This is a genomic window from Nocardioides sp. ChNu-99, from assembly GCF_029493445.1.
GTDB lineage: Bacteria > Actinomycetota > Actinomycetes > Propionibacteriales > Nocardioidaceae > Nocardioides.
On sequence record NZ_JAHWBL010000009.1, the window covers coordinates 70,544 to 86,293 of the forward strand.

Genomic DNA, 15,750 nt, shown 5'->3' on the forward strand with positions numbered 1-15,750 from the left:
CGGCCGGGTCGGCGGACGCGGGCGGCTCGCGTCGCCCATGATGGGAGGCATGAGTCCGGGCCTGTGGAGCTATGCGGGACAGGTCGCGCCGGTGTGGCCGGGACGCAACTGGCCGCTCGGCGCGACGTGGTCGCCCGAGTCCACCAACTTCGCCGTCTACTCCCCCCACGCGACCGCCTGCTGGGTCTGCGTCTTCGACGAGGACGGCGCCGAGGTGCGCCACGCCCTCACGGAGCGCTCGCTGGGCATCTGGCACGGGGCGCTGCCCGACCTGCCCCCCGGCACCCGCTACGGCTACCGGGTCGACGGCCCGTGGGACCCCGCCCAGGGGATGCGGTTCAACCCCGCCAAGCTGCTGCTCGACCCCTACGGCCAGGCGGTGAGCGGCACGATCGACCCGGGCCAGCCGCTCTTCGGCTACCGGTTCGACGACCCCACGCGGCGCAACGACGACGACTCGGCGCCGTGCACGGCCCGCAGCGTCGTGGTCGATCCCTCCTTCGACTGGGAGGGCGAGCGGCCGATGCAGCGCCGCTGGCGCGACACGGTCGTCTACGAGCTGCACGTCAAGGGCTTCACCCAGCTCCACGACCGCGTGCCCGAGGAGCTGCGCGGCACCTACGCCGGGCTCGGCACGCCGGCCGTGACCGACTACCTGAACGACCTCGGGGTGACGGCCGTCGAGCTCCTGCCCGTGCACCAGTTCTTCTCCGAGCCGGGGCTGACGGCGCGCGGGGCAGCGAACTACTGGGGCTACAACTCCATCGGCTACTTCGCCCCGCACAACGCCTACAGCGCGTCCGGCGACCGCGGCGAGCAGGTCACCGAGTTCAAGCAGATGGTCAAGGACCTGCACCGGGCCGGCATCGAGGTCATCCTCGACGTCGTCTACAACCACACCGCCGAGGCCGGGCCGATGGGCCCGACGCTGTCCTTCCGCGGCCTCGACGACCGCGGCTTCTACCGGCGGGTGGCGCCCTCCGCCCCCACGAGCGACGCGGCGCCCGGCCCCCTCGGTCCCTTCGACGACACCTACTGGGACGTCACCGGCTGCGGCAACACGGTCAACAGCGAGGACCCCCTGGCCCTGCGGATGATCCTGGACTCGCTGCGCTACTGGGTCACCGAGATGCACGTGGACGGGTTCCGCTTCGACCTCATGTCGGCGCTGACCCGCACCGGCCACCGCGTCGACATGACGAGCGACCTGCTCGTCGCCATCGGCCAGGACCCGGTGCTGCGCCACGTGAAGCTGATCGCCGAGCCGTGGGACGCCTCGATGGACGGCTACCTCGTCGGCGCCATGCCGCCGCCGTGGGTGGAGTGGAACGACCAGTACCGCGACACGGTCCGCGACTTCTGGCGCGGCCAGACCCCGGGCCTGCACGCCGTCGCCACCCGCCTGGCCGGCAGCAGCGACCTGTACGCCGACGACGGCCGCTCGGCGTACAACTCGGTCAACTTCGTCACCGCCCACGACGGGTTCACGGTGCGCGACCTCGTCTCCTACGACCGCAAGCACAACGAGGCCAACGGCGAGGACAACCGGGACGGCACCGACGGCAACCGCTCCTGGAACCACGGCGTGGAGGGCGAGACCGACGACGAGCGGATCCTCGCCCGGCGGCGGCGCCAGGCCGCGAACCTGATGGCGACCCTGTGCCTGTCGAACGGGGTCCCGATGATCACCGCGGGCGACGAGCGGGGCCGCACCCAGGGCGGCAACAACAACGCCTACTGCCAGGACAACCCCACCTCGTGGATCGACTGGCGCCCCGACGACGCGTGGCTCGACGTGTACGACGTGGTCAAGACCGCGCTGCGGCTGCGGCGCGAGCACCCGGCGCTGCGGCAGCGGCACTGGTTCGAGGGCCGGCCCACCATCCGCGGCGGTCCGCGCGACCTCGCCTGGCTGCACCCCAGCGGTCGCGAGATGCGGGCCGAGGACTGGCACGACGGGGCGCAGCGTGCGGTCGGCATGTTCGTCTCGGGCGCCCCGCTGCGCTCCCCCGGCCCGCGGGGCGAGCAGCAGGTCGACTCGTCGTTCGTGCTGTGGTTCAACGCCGCGCACGAGTCCGTGAAGGTGCTGCTGCCGGAGAACGACTGGGTGCAGTCCGGCGAGGTGGTGCTGTCCACCAGCGACGAGATCGGGGTCGGGACGCCGCTGAAGGCCGGCGACGGGATCGACGTGCGCAGCCGCTCGGTCGTCGTCATCCGCGCCACCTGACGGCGGGGCGTGGCAGCATCGTCGCGTGTCGACCACGGACGATCCCTCGCTCTCCCGCACCTGGGCCTGGCTGCGGGCGCGGCCCTCCGCGGTCCTCATGCTCGTCCAGCTGGGCGGGATCCTCGCCTACCCGTTCCTCGGCGACTCCCCGACGGGGCGCGGGCTGTTCAGCACCATCGGCCTGCTCGTGCTCGTGCTCGCGGTCTTCGCGGTGCGGGCCACGCAGGCCCTGACGTGGGTGTCCGTGGTGCTGGGCGTGCCGGTGGTGGTGCTGACCGTGCTCGAGGCGGTGCGCCCCGAGGACGGCATCGTCGTGGCGTCCTCGGTGCTGCACGCCGCGTTCTACCTCTACACGGCGTACGCGCTGATCCGCTACATGTTCCACGACGACCACGTGACCACCGACGAGATCTGGGCGACGGGAGCCACCTTCACCGTCGTGGCGTGGGGCTTCGCCTACCTGTACGCCGCGGTCCAGGTCGTGTGGCCCGGCTCGTTCACCGCCGCGGTGGACCCCGAGGCCGACCGCACCTGGGTCGAGCTGCTCTTCCTGTCGGTCACCACGCTGACGAGCACGGGCCTGTCCGACGTCGTGCCCGTGCTGCCCCACGCCCGCTCGGTCGTGATGATCGAGCAGATCGCCGGGATGCTCTACATCGCGCTGGTGATCGCCCGGGTGATGGCGCTGCTCAGCGCCCGGGAGGCCCGCCGCGAGCTCGGCCGGGGCCCCGAGCTCTGAGCCGCTCGCGCGCACTTCCCGCCACCCCCTAGGGTCGGGCCCATGGTCGGACGCATCCCCGTCATGAACGTCGCGCCCGTCGTCGACCTCGGCCGTCAACCGGCCAAGGCGACCGTCGGCGAACCCTTCCCCGTGACCGCCACCGTGTTCCGCGAGGGGCACGACCGCCTCGGCGCCGAGGTGGTCCTCACCGACCCCGCGGGCGTGCGCAGGCCCCCGGTCCCGCTCGAGCCCCACCCCGTCGAGCCCAACGAGTACGCCGCGTGGGTCACCCCCGACACCGAGGGACCCTGGACGTTCACGATCCAGGCGTGGTCGCACCCGATCGCGACGTGGCAGCACGCCGCGGGGGTGAAGATCCCCGCCGAGGTGGACGTCGACCTGATGTTCACCGAGGGGCGGCTGCTCCTCGAGCGGGTGCTGGCCGAGGGCGGGCTCACGGCCGCGGAGACCGAGGTGCTGCAGGGCGCCCTCGCCGTCACCACCGACGACTCCTCCCCCGCCACCCAGCGCCTCTCCCAGCTCGAGGCGCCCGAGGTGCGGGCCGTGCTGGCCGCGCACCCGCTGCGCGAGCTCGTCACCCTCGAGGGGCCGTTCCCGTTCTTCGCCGACCGCACCCGCGCGCTGTTCGGCAGCTGGTACGAGTTCTTCCCGCGCTCCGAGGGCGCGTACGTCGACGACGACGGCAAGGTCGTGAGCGGGACGCTGCGCACCGCCGCGCAGCGGCTCGACGCCGTCGCCGCGGCCGGGTTCGACGTGATCTACCTGCCGCCGATCCACCCGATCGGCGAGGTCAACCGCAAGGGCCCGAACAACACGCTCACCCCCGGTCCGGACGACCCGGGCTCGCCGTGGGCCATCGGCTCGCGCCACGGCGGCCACGACGCGGTGCACCCCGACCTCGGGACGGTCGAGGACCTCGACGCGTTCGTCGCCCGGGCCCGCGAGCTGGGCCTGGAGGTCGCGCTCGACCTCGCCCTGCAGGCGGCGCCCGACCACCCCTGGGTGACGACCAACCCGGAGTTCTTCACCACGCGCGCCGACGGCACGATCGCGTACGCCGAGAACCCGCCGAAGAAGTACCAGGACATCTACCCGATCAACTTCGACAACGACCCGACGGGCATCTGCCGCGAGGTGCTCCGCGTCGTCAAGCACTGGATGCGCCACGGCGTGCGGATCTTCCGCGTCGACAACCCGCACACGAAGCCGGTGGCGTTCTGGGAGTGGCTGCTGGCCGAGGTGCGCCGCACCGATCCCGACGTGCTCTTCCTGGCGGAGGCGTTCACCAAGCCGGCCATGATGCGCGGGCTCGGCGCCGTGGGCTTCCACCAGTCGTACACGTACTTCACGTGGCGCACGGCGAAGTGGGAGATCGAGGACTACCTGCGCGAGCTCTCCACCGAGACCGACCACGTGATGCGGCCCAACTTCTTCGTCAACACCCCCGACATCCTCCACGCCTTCCTGCAGTACGGCGGACCCGCGGCCTTCAAGATCCGCGCGGCGCTGGCGGCGACCAGCTCGCCGACCTGGGGGGTGTACGCCGGCTACGAGCTCTTCGAGCACGTCGCGGTGAAGCCGGGCAGCGAGGAGTACCTGGACTCGGAGAAGTACCAGGTCCGCATCCGCGACTGGGACCGCGCGGAGGCCGAGGGGCGCACGCTCACGCCGTACCTGACGCGGCTCAACGAGCTGCGTCGCGACCACCGCGCGCTGCAGCTGCTGCGCAACATCACGATCCACCACAGCGACGACGAGAACGTCATCGTGTACTCCAAGCGGGCGCCCGGCGCGGGCCCGGACGGCACCGACGACGTCGTCATCGTGGTCATCAACCTGGACCCGCACGCCACCCGCGAGACCACCGTCCACCTCGACATGCCCTCCCTGGGCCTGGACTGGGCCGAGGCCTTCGAGGTCACCGACGCCTTCACCGGCGAGACGTGGACGTGGCGCGAGCACGACTACGTCCGTCTGGACCCCTCGCACGAGCCTGCGCACGTGCTGACCGTCAGGAGCCTGCGATGACCGCCACCGACCCCGTGGCCCACGGACCCCTGGTCGACGGAGGGCCCGGCGTGCCCGAGGTGCCCCCGACGCCCGAGGTCGAGCCGGCCGAGCCGATCGCGAAGATCGAGCCGGAGTGGTTCAAGACCGCGGTGTTCTACGAGGTGCTGGTCCGCTCGTTCCGCGACTCCAACGGGGACGGCACCGGCGACTTCCGCGGCCTGGTCGAGAAGCTCGACTACCTGCAGTGGCTCGGCGTCGACTGCCTGTGGATCCCGCCGTTCTTCCCCTCTCCGCTGCGCGACGGCGGGTACGACGTCGCCGACTACACCGGCGTGCACCCGGAGATCGGCACGATCGACGACTTCCGGCTCTTCCTCGACGAGGCCCACAAGCGCGGCATCCGCGTGATCATCGACTTCGTCATGAACCACACGAGCGACGCGCACCCGTGGTTCCAGGCGAGCCGGTCCGACCCCGAGGGCCCGTACGGCGACTTCTACGTGTGGTCGGACAACGACGACCTCTACGAGGACGCCCGCATCATCTTCGTCGACACCGAGCCGTCCAACTGGACGTGGGACCCGGTGCGCCAGCAGTACTTCTGGCACCGGTTCTTCAGCCACCAGCCGGACCTGAACTTCGACAACCCGAAGGTCCAGGAGGCGATGCTCGAGGCGATGGCGTTCTGGCTCGACATGGGCATGGACGGCTTCCGCCTCGACGCCGTCCCCTACCTCTACGAGCGCCCGGGCACCAACGGCGAGAACCTGCCCGAGACCCACGAGATGCTCAAGCGGGTCCGCAAGTTCGTCGACGACAACTACCCGGGCCGCGTCCTGCTGTGCGAGGCCAACCAGTGGCCCGCCGACGTGGTGGAGTACTTCGGCGACTTCGAGTCGGGCGGCGACGAGTGCCACATGGCGTTCCACTTCCCGGTGATGCCGCGCATCTTCATGGCGGTGCGCCGCGAGTCGCGCTTCCCGATCTCGGAGATCCTCGAGCAGACCCCCGAGATCCCGTCGAACTGCCAGTGGGGCATCTTCCTGCGCAACCACGACGAGCTGACGCTCGAGATGGTGACGGACGAGGACCGCGACTACATGTGGTCGGAGTACGCCCAGGACCCGCGGATGAAGGCCAACATCGGCATCCGCCGCCGGCTGGCGCCCCTGCTCGACAACGACATCAACCGCCTCGAGCTGTTCAACGCGCTGCTGCTCTCCCTGCCGGGCTCGCCGGTGCTCTACTACGGCGACGAGATCGGGATGGGCGACAACATCTGGCTCGGCGACCGCGACGGCGTCCGCACCCCGATGCAGTGGACGCCCGACCGCAACGCCGGGTTCTCGGTGGCCAACCCCGGCAAGCTCTACCTGCCGCTCGTGCAGGACCCGGTCTACGGCTACCAGAGCGTCAACGTGGAGTCGCAGCTGGAGAACTCCTCCTCGCTGCTGCACTGGACCCGGCGCCTGCTGCAGGTGCGCCGCGGCCACCACGCCTTCGGGCTCGGCACGTTCCACGACCTCGGCGGCTCGAACCCGAGCGTGCTGTCCTACGTGCGCGAGCACACGGACGAGAACGGCAAGCGGGACGTGATCCTCTGCGTCAACAACCTCTCGCGCTTCCCGCAGCCGGTCGAGCTGGACCTGCGCCGCTTCGAGGGACACGGGATGGTCGAGCTGCTGGGCGGCGTGCCGTTCCCCGCGATCGGCGAGCTGCCCTACCTGCTGACCCTCGGGGGCTACGGCTTCTACTGGTTCCGCATCACCGCCCCCGCCGACGACACGGGCTCCGACACCGCCGTCGAGTCCTCCACGCAGTCCGCCCAGGGAGGTCCGTCGTGACCGACAACAGCGAGCACACCCCGGCCGAGCGCCTCACCGAGCACCTGGCGCACGCCCGGTGGTTCGGCGGCAAGGGCCGTCCCTTCCACGTGAGCGGCGTGCGCCGCGCCGGCGACCTGCGCGGCACCGGGAGCGACGACGACCCCTTCGTCGCGATCGAGCTCGTCGAGGTCACCTACACCGACGCGGAGGCGGACGCGGAGGCGGACGCGGCGGCGGACGGGGAGGGCGCCACCGAGCTCTACCAGGTGCCGGTGGCCTGCTACCGCGACCGCCAGGAACGCCTCGACCACGCGTTCGTCGGCTGGTGGGAGGTGCCGGGCCTGCCGCCGGCGGCGGACGACCCCGAGAGCACCGAGCACGGCTGGGCGCACGTGTACGACGCGGCGCACGACCGCGTCGCGATGCGTGCCTGGCTGGCCGCCTTCGAGCGCGCCCGGGACAACGCCGTGGACGCCTCGAGCAGCCTGGTCTTCCACCGCCTGCCGGGCCACGAGCTCGACGTGACGGCCAAGGGCAGCCTGTTCAGCGGCGAGCAGTCGAACTCGTCGGTGATGTTCGGCGAGGACGCCCTCATGAAGATCTTCCGCAAGGTGACGCCGGGCGTGAACCCGGACGTGCAGGTGCACGACGTCCTCACCCGCGCGGGCTCCGACCACGTCGCCGCCCTGTACGGCTGGCTCGACGTGGTCGACGAGACCTCCGACGCCGTCATCCAGCTCGCGATGCTGCAGCAGTTCCTCCGCACCGCCAGCGACGGGTGGGACCTCGCCCAGGCGTCGGTGCGCAACCTCTTCGCGGAGGCCGACCTGCACGCGGACGAGGTCGGCGGCGACTTCGCCGGCGAGTCCGCCCGCCTGGGCGTCGCGCTCGCCGAGACCCACGCCGTGCTCGCCGACCACTTCCCGGTCGAGCTGCGCCGCGGCGACGACGTGCGCGCGCTCGCCGACTCCATGCACCGCCGCCTCGACGCCGCCCTCGAGGTCGTGGCCGACCTCGCGCCGTACGCGGACGGGCTGCGCGCCCGCTTCGACCGCGTCGCCGAGCTCGACGAGGTGCCCGTGCAGCGGGTCCACGGCGACCTGCACCTGGGCCAGACCCTGCGCACGACGCGCGGCTGGAAGATCGTCGACTTCGAGGGCGAGCCGGCCAAGCCGCTGCACGAGCGGCTCGTGCCCGACACGGTGTGGCGCGACGTCGCCGGCATGCTGCGCTCCTTCGACTACGCCCCGCGGGTCGTCGCCCGCACGCTCGAGGCCCCCGACGAGGCGATCGCCGAGCAGCGTGGGTACCGGGCCGAGGAATGGGCGGCGCACAACCGACGGGCCTTCCTGTCGGCGTACGCCGGCCGCGACCTGACCCCCGAGGAGGACGCCCTGCTCACCGCCTACGTGGCCGACAAGGCCGTCTACGAGACCGTCTACGAGACCCGCAACCGGCCCGGCTGGGTGGGCATCCCCCTGGCCGCGATCGCCAGGATCGGAGCCCGATGACCCCCGCCGACACCCCCGCCACGCCCGCTCCCGGCTCCCCCGGCCCGTCCGCCTCGCCGCAGCCGAGGCCGGTCGACCCCGCCGAGCTCGACCTGCTCGTCGACGGCCGCCACGGCCAGCCGCACGCGGTGCTCGGCCCCCACCCCCACGACGGCGGCGTCACGGTGCGCGTCCTGCGCCACCTGGCCTCCTCCGTCGAGGTGGTGCACGGCGGCCGCCGCACGCCGCTGACCCACGAGCGCTCCGGCGTGTGGGTGGGCGTCCTGCCGGTCGCCGAGGTGCCCGACTACCGGGTCCAGGTGCGCTACGGCGAGGGCGAGCCGGTGCTGGTCGACGACCCGTACCGCTACCTGCCGACCCTCGGCGAGACCGACCTGCACCTGGTCAACGAGGGCCGCCACGAGCAGCTGTGGACCGTGCTCGGCGCCCACGTGCGGCACTACGCCGGCGCCGACAGCCCCGTCAGCGGCACCTCGTTCGCCGTCTGGGCGCCCCGCGCCCGCGGCGTGCGGGTCAAGGGCGACTTCAGCTCCTGGGACGGCCGCGAGCTGCCGATGCGCCAGCTCGGCGTCTCCGGCGTGTGGGAGATCTTCCTGCCCGGCGTCGGGGCGGGCGCGCACTACAAGTACGACGTGCTCGGCGCCGACGGCACGTGGCGCGAGAAGGCCGACCCGCTGGCCTTCCACACCGAGGTCGCGCCGCTCACCGCGTCCGTCGTCCACGAGTCGGCCCACCAGTGGGGCGACGACGCGTGGATGGCCGAGCGCGCGACGAAGCAGCCCGTCGCCGAGGCCATGAGCATCTACGAGCTGCACCTCGCCTCGTGGCGCCGCGGCCGGTCGTACGACGAGCTGGCCGACGAGCTGGTGCCCTACCTCGCCGACCTCGGGTTCACCCACGTCGAGCTGATGCCGGTCATGCAGCACCCGTTCGGCGGCTCGTGGGGCTACCACGTGACGTCGTACTACGCGACGGACTCACGCTTCGGCGACCCCGACGGCTTCAAGCGGCTCGTCGACCGGCTCCACCAGGCCGGCATCGGCGTCATCCTCGACTGGGTGCCCGGCCACTTCGCGACCGACGAGTGGGCGCTGGTGAGCTTCGACGGCACCGCGCTCTACGAGGACCCCAACCCCCAGCGCGGCTGGCACAAGGAGTGGGGCAGCCACATCTTCGACTTCGGCCGGCGGGAGGTGCGCAACTTCCTGGTCGCCAACGCGCTGTTCTGGCTGGAGGAGTTCCACGCCGACGGGCTGCGCGTCGACGGCGTCGCGTCGATGCTCTACCTCGACTACTCCCGCGAGGAGGGTGAGTGGACGCCGAACGTCCACGGCGGCCGGGAGAACCTCGAGGCGGTCAACTTCCTGCAGGAGATGAACGCGACCGTCTACAAGCGGGTGCCCGGCATCGTCACGATCGCCGAGGAGTCGACGTCGTGGCCCGGCGTCACCCGCCCCACCGACGTCGACGGCCTCGGGTTCGGCTTCAAGTGGAACATGGGCTGGATGCACGACTCGCTGGGCTACGTCGCGCACGACCCGGTGCACCGCGCGTACCACCACGGCGAGCTCACCTTCTCGCTCGTGTACGCGTTCTCGGAGAACTACGTGCTGCCGATCAGCCACGACGAGGTCGTGCACGGCAAGGGCTCCCTGCTGCGCAAGATGCCGGGCGACCGCTGGCGTCAGCTCGCGAACCTGCGCGCCTACCTGGCCTACATGTGGGCGCACCCCGGCAAGCAGCTGCTGTTCATGGGCTGCGAGTTCGGCCAGGAGTCGGAGTGGGCCGAGTCCCGCGAGCTCGACTGGTGGCTGCTGGACCACCCCGAGCACCGCGGGGTCCACGCGCTGGTGCGCGACCTCAACCGGGTGTACGTCGACAGCCCCGCCCTGCACGGCGCCGACGGCGACCCCGCCGGCTTCGCGTGGGTCGACGCCAACGACGCGACCCGCAACACCCTCTCCTTCGTACGGCGCGCCCCCGGCGCCCCGGACGTGGTCTGCGTCGTCAACTTCGCCGCCACGCCCCACGAGGACTACCGCCTCGGCCTGCCCGCGGCCGGCCGCTGGGACGAGGTGCTCAACACCGACGCGGAGGCCTACACGGGCTCCGGCGTCGGCAACCTCGGCTCGATCGAGGCCGTCGAGGGCGAGCACCTCGGCCAGCCGGCGCACGCCGACATCGTCGTGCCGCCGCTGGGCGCGGTCTGGTTCCGCCGGGCCTGAGGGCCCGGCGGGACCGGCGCCTCAGGGCGCGTCGGGGGCGCGTCAGGGGCGCGTCAGGCGCCGGCGGAGGAGAGCATCTCCTCGCAGGCCTCGGTGAACGTGCCGACCTGCTCGCCCAGGTCGACGCTCGGCGTCGTCGTGCGGTCGAAGCCCGCGTGCAGGCGGCACAGCAGCGACTGCTCGCCGTCGACCGCGAGGACCTCGAGCTTCGCCAGCGGCGGGGCGGTCGCGTCCGCCGGGACGCAGGAGTGGCCGTGGTCGTAGCCCGCGACGCTCAGCTCGGTGCACGTCTCGCCGGGCACCGCCTCGGTGAAGAACGCGGTCGGCGGGTCGGACGGGTAGAGCTCGACGGCGAAGGACGTCAGGCCGCTGGCCTGGTCGGTCCAGCCGCACGCGACGTACTGCGTCTGGTCGGAGTCGGGGTCGCCCAGGGTGAGCTGCTCCGGGGGCAGCACCTCGTAGGGGCCCACCAGCTCCTCCAGCACGGCGGGCGGCTCGTCGCAGACCGACGCCTCGAACGCGGCGTTGTCCGTGGCACTCGACAGGGCGTCGGGCCGGCCCTCCCCCGAGCCCCCGGTGTCGCCGGTGTCGTCGGAACCACCCCCGTCCCCGGAGCAGGCGGTCGCGGACAGGGTGAGGACCGCCGCGAGGACGGTCGTGCGGAGCAGGCGCGTCGTGGTCACGGCGCGAGAGCCTACGGTCCGCACCTGTCGGTAGGGTGAACAGCGTGAGTGAGGACCGGGGACCCGTGCACGTCGCGACGCTGTCGCCCGGGGTGGCCCACGTGACCTGGGGCACGGAGGCGGTGACCGAGGGCTGGGCCGACGCCGTCGCCACCGTCCGTGCCGGGGTCGAGGAGGCGCTCGCCACCCACGCCCGGGTCGAGGCGCGGGTGCGCGCCGACGACGCGCTGGGCCAGCGGGTCGCCACCTGGTCGGGGATGCGCCGCGAGGGCGTGCTGCGCGGCCTGCCGTCGCCGGAGGGGCCGGTGGACCACGTGCTCTACGCCCGCCTCGCCACCGACGCCCCGACCGACCAGCCCGAGGGCTTCCGGGCGCTGCTCAACTCGTTCCTGCCCCGCAAGCGCGCGATCGGCCAGATGCTGGTGCGGGACACGGCCGGGCGGGTGCTGCTGTGCCAGCTGACCTACAAGCGCGACTGGGACCTGCCCGGCGGGGTCGTGGAGGTCAACGAGTCGCCGCAGGTGGCCACGTCGCGCGAGGTGCTCGAGGAGCTGGCGCTCGACATCCCCGCGGGCCGGCTGCTGCTGACCGACTGGCTGCCGCCGTGGAGCGGCTGGGACGACGCCGTGACGCTCGTGTTCGACGGCGGCGTGCACGACGCCGACGCACTGGTGTCCCGGGTCGTGCGCCAGGAGAAGGAGATCCGCGGCCTGGCCTTCTGCACCCCCGAGGAGGTCGCGGAGCGCTGTGCCGACTTCACGGCCCGCCGCGTGCGAGCCGCGCTCGTCAACGTCGCGGGCGACGGGCCGGCGTACACCGAGTCCGGCCGCTGACGCCGCGGGGCCAGCGCGATCCCGGCCCCGACGAGCAGCACGAGGCCCCCGAGCGCCTCCGCACCGTTGGGCCGCTCCCCCAGCAGGACCCACGCGGACGCCATCGCGACGACCGGCACCAGCAGGATCCACGGCACGACCTGCGCGGCGGCGTACCGGCCGAGCAGCGAGTTGAAGATGCCGTAGCCGACCAGCGAGGCCAGGCCCGCGGTGTAGAGCGTGGAGACGACCGCCTCCCAGCCGAGCCCGGTCAGCGCGGCGCCGACGACGCCGGGCCCGTCGAGCACGAGGGCCAGGCCGAGCGCCGGGACCGGTACGACGAGCCCCGACCACACGGTGAGGCCCAGGCCCCCGGTGATCCCCGAGGCACGGGCCGCCACGTTGCCCAGCGCCCAGGACAGGGCGCCGCCGAGGCACAGCAGGAGCGCGAGCAGCGGCGTCGTCGCCTCCCGGCCCACCGCCACCACGCCCAGGCCGGCGCACCCCAGCAGGACGCCCCCGAGCTGCCGCACCCCGGGCCGCTCGCCGAGCACGCCCGCCGCGATGACGATGGTCAGCAGCACCTGCGCCTGCAGCACGAGGGCCGCGAGACCGGGCGGCATCCCCGCGTGCAGCGAGGCGTAGAGGAGGCCGAACTGGCCGAGCGACATGAGCGCCCCGATGAGGGCGACGGTCCGCCACGGTGCCGCCGGTCGCGGCACGAGGAAGACGGCGGGGAGCGCGACCACCACGAAGCGCACGGCGAGGAACACCAGGGGCGGCACGCCGGCCATGCCCCACTCGATGACGACGAAGTTGAGGCCCCACACCAGGGCGACGACGAGGGCGAGGAGGGTGTCACGGCGGCTCACGGGCCCCAGCCTGCCGCCGTAGGACCGTGAAGCACCAGCGAACGATCGACGGCTCGACCATGTAGCGTCGCTGCATGATCGATCTCGCCGCCCTGGCGTCGCTGCGCGCCGTGGACCACCACGGCTCGGTGGTCGCGGCCGCCGACGCCCTGGGCTACACCCCCAGTGCGGTGTCCCAGCAGGTCAAGCGGCTCGAGCGGCAGGCGGGCCTCGACCTGCTGGAGCGCGTCGGGCGGGGCGTGGTGCTCACCCGCGCCGGTCGCCAGCTCGTGGCCGACGGGGCGGCCCTGCTCGCCGAGCTGGAGCGCATCGAGGCCGACCTGCACGCCGGCTCGGGCGCGGTGGTCGGACGGCTGCGGGTCACGGCGTTCTCGACCGCGGTGCGGGGCATCGTGGCGCCGGCGGCCCGGGCGCTGCTCGACGCCCACCCGGGCCTCGTCCTGGCGTTGACCGAGGAGGAGCCGTGGGACACCGTCGACCTCGTGGCCCGGGGCCAGGTGGACGTGGGCGTCGCCCACTCGTGGGGCGACGTGCCGCTCGCGGTGCCCGAGCACGTCGCCACGCACGAGGTCGGGCGCGACGTCGCCGACGTCGTGCTGCCGGTCGACCACCCGCTGGCCGGCCGCGGGACCGTCACGGCCGCCGCGCTGGTCGGCGAGCCGTGGATCGCGACCCCGCCGGGCACCATCTGCCGCGAGTGGCTCGAGCGCATGCACGACGGCACCGGGGCGCGGCCCCGCATCGCGCACCAGTCCCGCGAGTTCGACTCGCACCTCGCCCTCGTGGCCGCCGGGCTCGGCATCGCGCTGGTCCCGCGGCTCGGCCGGGCGGCGCTCGGCCCCGGGCTCACCACCCTCGAGGTGAGCGACCCGGAGCCGACGCGCAGCGTGCTCGCGCTGCACCGGCGTACCCAGGGGTCGTCGCCGGCCGTCGCCGCGACCCTCGCCGCGCTCGACGCGGCGTGGGCGGCGCGCTGAGGCCGCCGAGCACCGCTGCGTGAGCGGGAGCCGGGGTCAGAACAGCGCGGAGGCCAGCTGCTGGCGGGCGCGGGCGACCCGCGGGTCGGCGTTGCCGACCACGCCGAACAGCTCGACGAGGTGTCGGCGCACCCGCTCCTTGTCGTCGCCCGCGGCGCGGCGCACGACCTCGACGAGACGGGCGAAGGCGTCGTCGACGTGCCCGCCGAGCACGTCGAGGTCGGCCACGAGGATCTGCGCGTCGACGTCGTCGGCCCGCTCGGCCGCCGCGGCGCGGGCGGCCTGCAGGTCGGCGGTCGCGGTGCGGCGCAGCAGCTGGGCGCGGGCCCGACCGGTCGCCGCCTCGGCGTCGGCGGGGTTCGCGGCCAGGAGCTTCTCGTACTCGGCGATCGCCCGGTCGTTGTCGCCGGCCTCCAGGGCCTCCTGGGCGGGCAGGTAGCGCGGGTCGATGGCAGGCTCGCCACCGTCCTCGTCCTCGGCGCCCGCGCCGGGCGCGGCGGCCAGCGGCTGGTGGCGCTGCGTGATGCCCTGGGCGGCGAGCTGCTGCACGACCTGGGTGAGCGCGGCGCGCAGCTCCTCGAGCGGCAGCACGTCCTGGAACAGGGGCATGGGCCGGCCGTCCAGCACGGCGACCACGAGCGGGATCGAGGGGATCTGCATGGCCTGGGCGATCTGCGGCGTCGCGTCGATGTCGACGAGGCCCACGAGGAACCGGCCCTCGAACTCGGCCGACAGGGCCGCCACGTCGTCGGCGAGCTGGCCGCTCTCCGGCATCCGCGAGCGCGAGAAGAAGACGAGGAGGACGGCCGCGGTGCGCGACGCCTCGAGCACCGCCTGGAAGCTCTGCTCGTCCACGAGCGTCGCGTACGGCGAGGGCGCGCCGGCGGGGCCGCCCGCCGTACCGCCACCGGCCGCAGCACCAGCCGCACCACCGGCCCCACCGCCGGGGGCAGCGGCGGCACCGGGCGCTCCGGGGGCGCCCGGCCCGCCCGGGGCGGGAGCGCCGGCGGGCCGCTTCAGCACCGACAGGTCGATGGCACCGGGACGGGAGAACGGTCGCTGCGTCATGCCCGTCATTGTGGCGGATCCGGCGGCACGGCGGGGTCGCGGGTCCGCCACGCCCTAGGGTGGCCGGGTGGGTGAGGTCTTCGCGGGGCGCTACGAGCTGCTCGAGCCGATCGGCATGGGGGGCATGGGGGCCGTGTGGACCGTGCTCGACCGCGCGGACGGCCGGGTGAAGGCCGCCAAGATCCTGCGCCAGTCCGACGCCGCCTCGCTGCTGCGCTTCGTGCGCGAGCAGTCGGTGCGCATCGCGCACGACCACGTGGTGACGCCGCAGTCGTGGGCCGGGATGGACGACCGCGTCCTCTTCACTATGCCCCTGGTGGCCGGGGGCTCCCTGGCCGACCTGCTGCGGGAGCGCGGCGCCCTGCCCCTCCCCTTCGTCGGCACCCTCCTCGACCAGCTGCTGGCGGCGCTGGAGGCCGTGCACGCCGCCGGGGTCGTGCACCGCGACGTGAAGCCCGCCAACCTCCTGCTCGAGGCGACGGGCGCCGGGCGCCCCCACCTGCGCCTGACCGACTTCGGCGTCGCCGTGCCGGTCGACGAGCCCCGCCTCACCCGGGGTCCGATGGCCATCGGGTCACCCGGCTACATGGCGCCCGAGCAGTGGCAGGGCGCCGATCCCGACCCCCGCCAGGACCTCTACGCGGTGGGCCGCGTGGGCCTGGAGATGCTGACCGGCCGGCGGCCCACCGGCGAGCAGGGCGTCCTCGCGGAGGCTCCCGCGCCGCCGGGCCCGGCGACGGCGCTGCGCGCGCTCCTCGAGCGGGCGGCGGCGACCGAGCCCGGCGACCGGCCCGCCA

11 protein-coding genes and 1 pseudogene are annotated in these 15,750 nt (G+C 73.5%); 9 read left to right on the forward strand and 3 right to left on the reverse strand.

The window, feature by feature from the left end; genetic code table 11:
- The first annotated feature begins 49 nt into the window (after nucleotides 1-49).
- The 6 genes from glgX to glgB are packed head-to-tail and all read left to right on the forward strand — an operon-like array spanning nucleotide 50 to nucleotide 10,541.
- A complete protein-coding gene (gene glgX, locus KK617_RS05300) occupies nucleotides 50-2,227 on the forward strand; it encodes a glycogen debranching protein GlgX (RefSeq protein WP_277498563.1) in 2,178 nt (725 codons plus the stop codon).
- A 25-nt stretch (nucleotides 2,228-2,252) separates the two neighbouring features.
- A complete protein-coding gene (locus KK617_RS05305) occupies nucleotides 2,253-2,966 on the forward strand; it encodes an ion channel (RefSeq protein WP_277498564.1) in 714 nt (237 codons plus the stop codon).
- 42 nt (nucleotides 2,967-3,008) lie between these two features.
- The gene (locus tag KK617_RS05310; RefSeq protein ID WP_277498565.1) at nucleotides 3,009-4,997 is read left to right on the forward strand and encodes an alpha-1,4-glucan--maltose-1-phosphate maltosyltransferase; all 1,989 of its coding nucleotides are present in this window, start codon (nucleotides 3,009-3,011) and stop codon (nucleotides 4,995-4,997) included.
- Nucleotides 4,994-6,823 carry a maltose alpha-D-glucosyltransferase gene (gene treS, locus KK617_RS05315; RefSeq protein ID WP_277498566.1) on the forward strand — a complete coding sequence of 610 codons (1,830 nt, stop codon included), beginning with the start codon at nucleotides 4,994-4,996 and terminating at the stop codon, nucleotides 6,821-6,823. Before KK617_RS05310 ends, treS begins: the two co-directional genes overlap by 4 nt.
- Nucleotides 6,820-8,316: a hypothetical protein gene (locus KK617_RS05320; RefSeq protein WP_277498567.1), complete on the forward strand. Its 1,497-nt coding sequence runs from the start codon at nucleotides 6,820-6,822 to the stop codon at nucleotides 8,314-8,316. The genes treS and KK617_RS05320 overlap by 4 nt, the downstream gene beginning before the upstream one ends.
- Nucleotides 8,313-10,541: a 1,4-alpha-glucan branching protein GlgB gene (gene glgB / locus KK617_RS05325; protein ID WP_277498568.1), complete on the forward strand. Its 2,229-nt coding sequence runs from the start codon at nucleotides 8,313-8,315 to the stop codon at nucleotides 10,539-10,541. Before KK617_RS05320 ends, glgB begins: the two co-directional genes overlap by 4 nt.
- A 53-nt stretch (nucleotides 10,542-10,594) precedes the next feature.
- On the opposite strand, the gene KK617_RS05330 is transcribed toward glgB, so the two are convergent.
- A complete protein-coding gene (locus tag KK617_RS05330) occupies nucleotides 10,595-11,224 on the reverse strand; it encodes a hypothetical protein (protein ID WP_277498569.1) in 630 nt (209 codons plus the stop codon).
- Between the two features lie 44 nt (nucleotides 11,225-11,268).
- Here KK617_RS05330 and KK617_RS05335 point away from each other — a divergent pair, with 44 nt between their 5' ends.
- Nucleotides 11,269-12,057: an NUDIX hydrolase gene (locus KK617_RS05335; protein WP_277498570.1), complete on the forward strand. Its 789-nt coding sequence runs from the start codon at nucleotides 11,269-11,271 to the stop codon at nucleotides 12,055-12,057.
- A gap of 29 nt (nucleotides 12,058-12,086) precedes the next feature.
- On the opposite strand, the pseudogene KK617_RS05340 reads toward KK617_RS05335, so the two are convergent.
- Nucleotides 12,087-12,908 (reverse strand): annotated as a pseudogene (locus KK617_RS05340) (EamA family transporter); the annotation flags it as partial.
- Between the two features lie 74 nt (nucleotides 12,909-12,982).
- Here KK617_RS05340 and KK617_RS05345 point away from each other — a divergent pair.
- Nucleotides 12,983-13,885 carry a LysR family transcriptional regulator gene (locus KK617_RS05345; RefSeq protein WP_277498571.1) on the forward strand — a complete coding sequence of 301 codons (903 nt, stop codon included), beginning with the start codon at nucleotides 12,983-12,985 and terminating at the stop codon, nucleotides 13,883-13,885.
- Nucleotides 13,886-13,921: 36 nt separating this feature from the next.
- Here the strand turns inward: KK617_RS05345 and KK617_RS05350 are convergent, their stop codons facing one another.
- A complete protein-coding gene (locus tag KK617_RS05350; protein WP_277498572.1) occupies nucleotides 13,922-14,953 on the reverse strand; it encodes a tetratricopeptide repeat protein in 1,032 nt (343 codons plus the stop codon).
- A gap of 67 nt (nucleotides 14,954-15,020) precedes the next feature.
- Between KK617_RS05350 and KK617_RS05355 the strand changes: the two genes are divergently transcribed.
- Nucleotides 15,021-15,750, forward strand: a 730-nt coding sequence (locus KK617_RS05355; RefSeq protein ID WP_277498573.1) for a serine/threonine-protein kinase, incomplete at its 3' end; no start/stop codon positions are given.

What these genes read in the sequence shown, in the direction of transcription:
- glgX (WP_277498563.1), top strand. Translation starts at nt 50, where the DNA reads ATGAGTCCGGGCCTGTGGAGCTATGCGGGACAGGTCGCGCCGGTGTGG.
- KK617_RS05310 (WP_277498565.1), top strand. Translation starts at nt 3,009, where the DNA reads ATGGTCGGACGCATCCCCGTCATGAACGTCGCGCCCGTCGTCGACCTC.
- treS (WP_277498566.1), top strand. Translation starts at nt 4,994, where the DNA reads ATGACCGCCACCGACCCCGTGGCCCACGGACCCCTGGTCGACGGAGGG.
- glgB (WP_277498568.1), top strand. Translation starts at nt 8,313, where the DNA reads ATGACCCCCGCCGACACCCCCGCCACGCCCGCTCCCGGCTCCCCCGGC.
- KK617_RS05345 (WP_277498571.1), top strand. Translation starts at nt 12,983, where the DNA reads ATGATCGATCTCGCCGCCCTGGCGTCGCTGCGCGCCGTGGACCACCAC.
- KK617_RS05350 (WP_277498572.1), bottom strand. Translation starts at nt 14,953, where the DNA reads ATGACGCAGCGACCGTTCTCCCGTCCCGGTGCCATCGACCTGTCGGTG.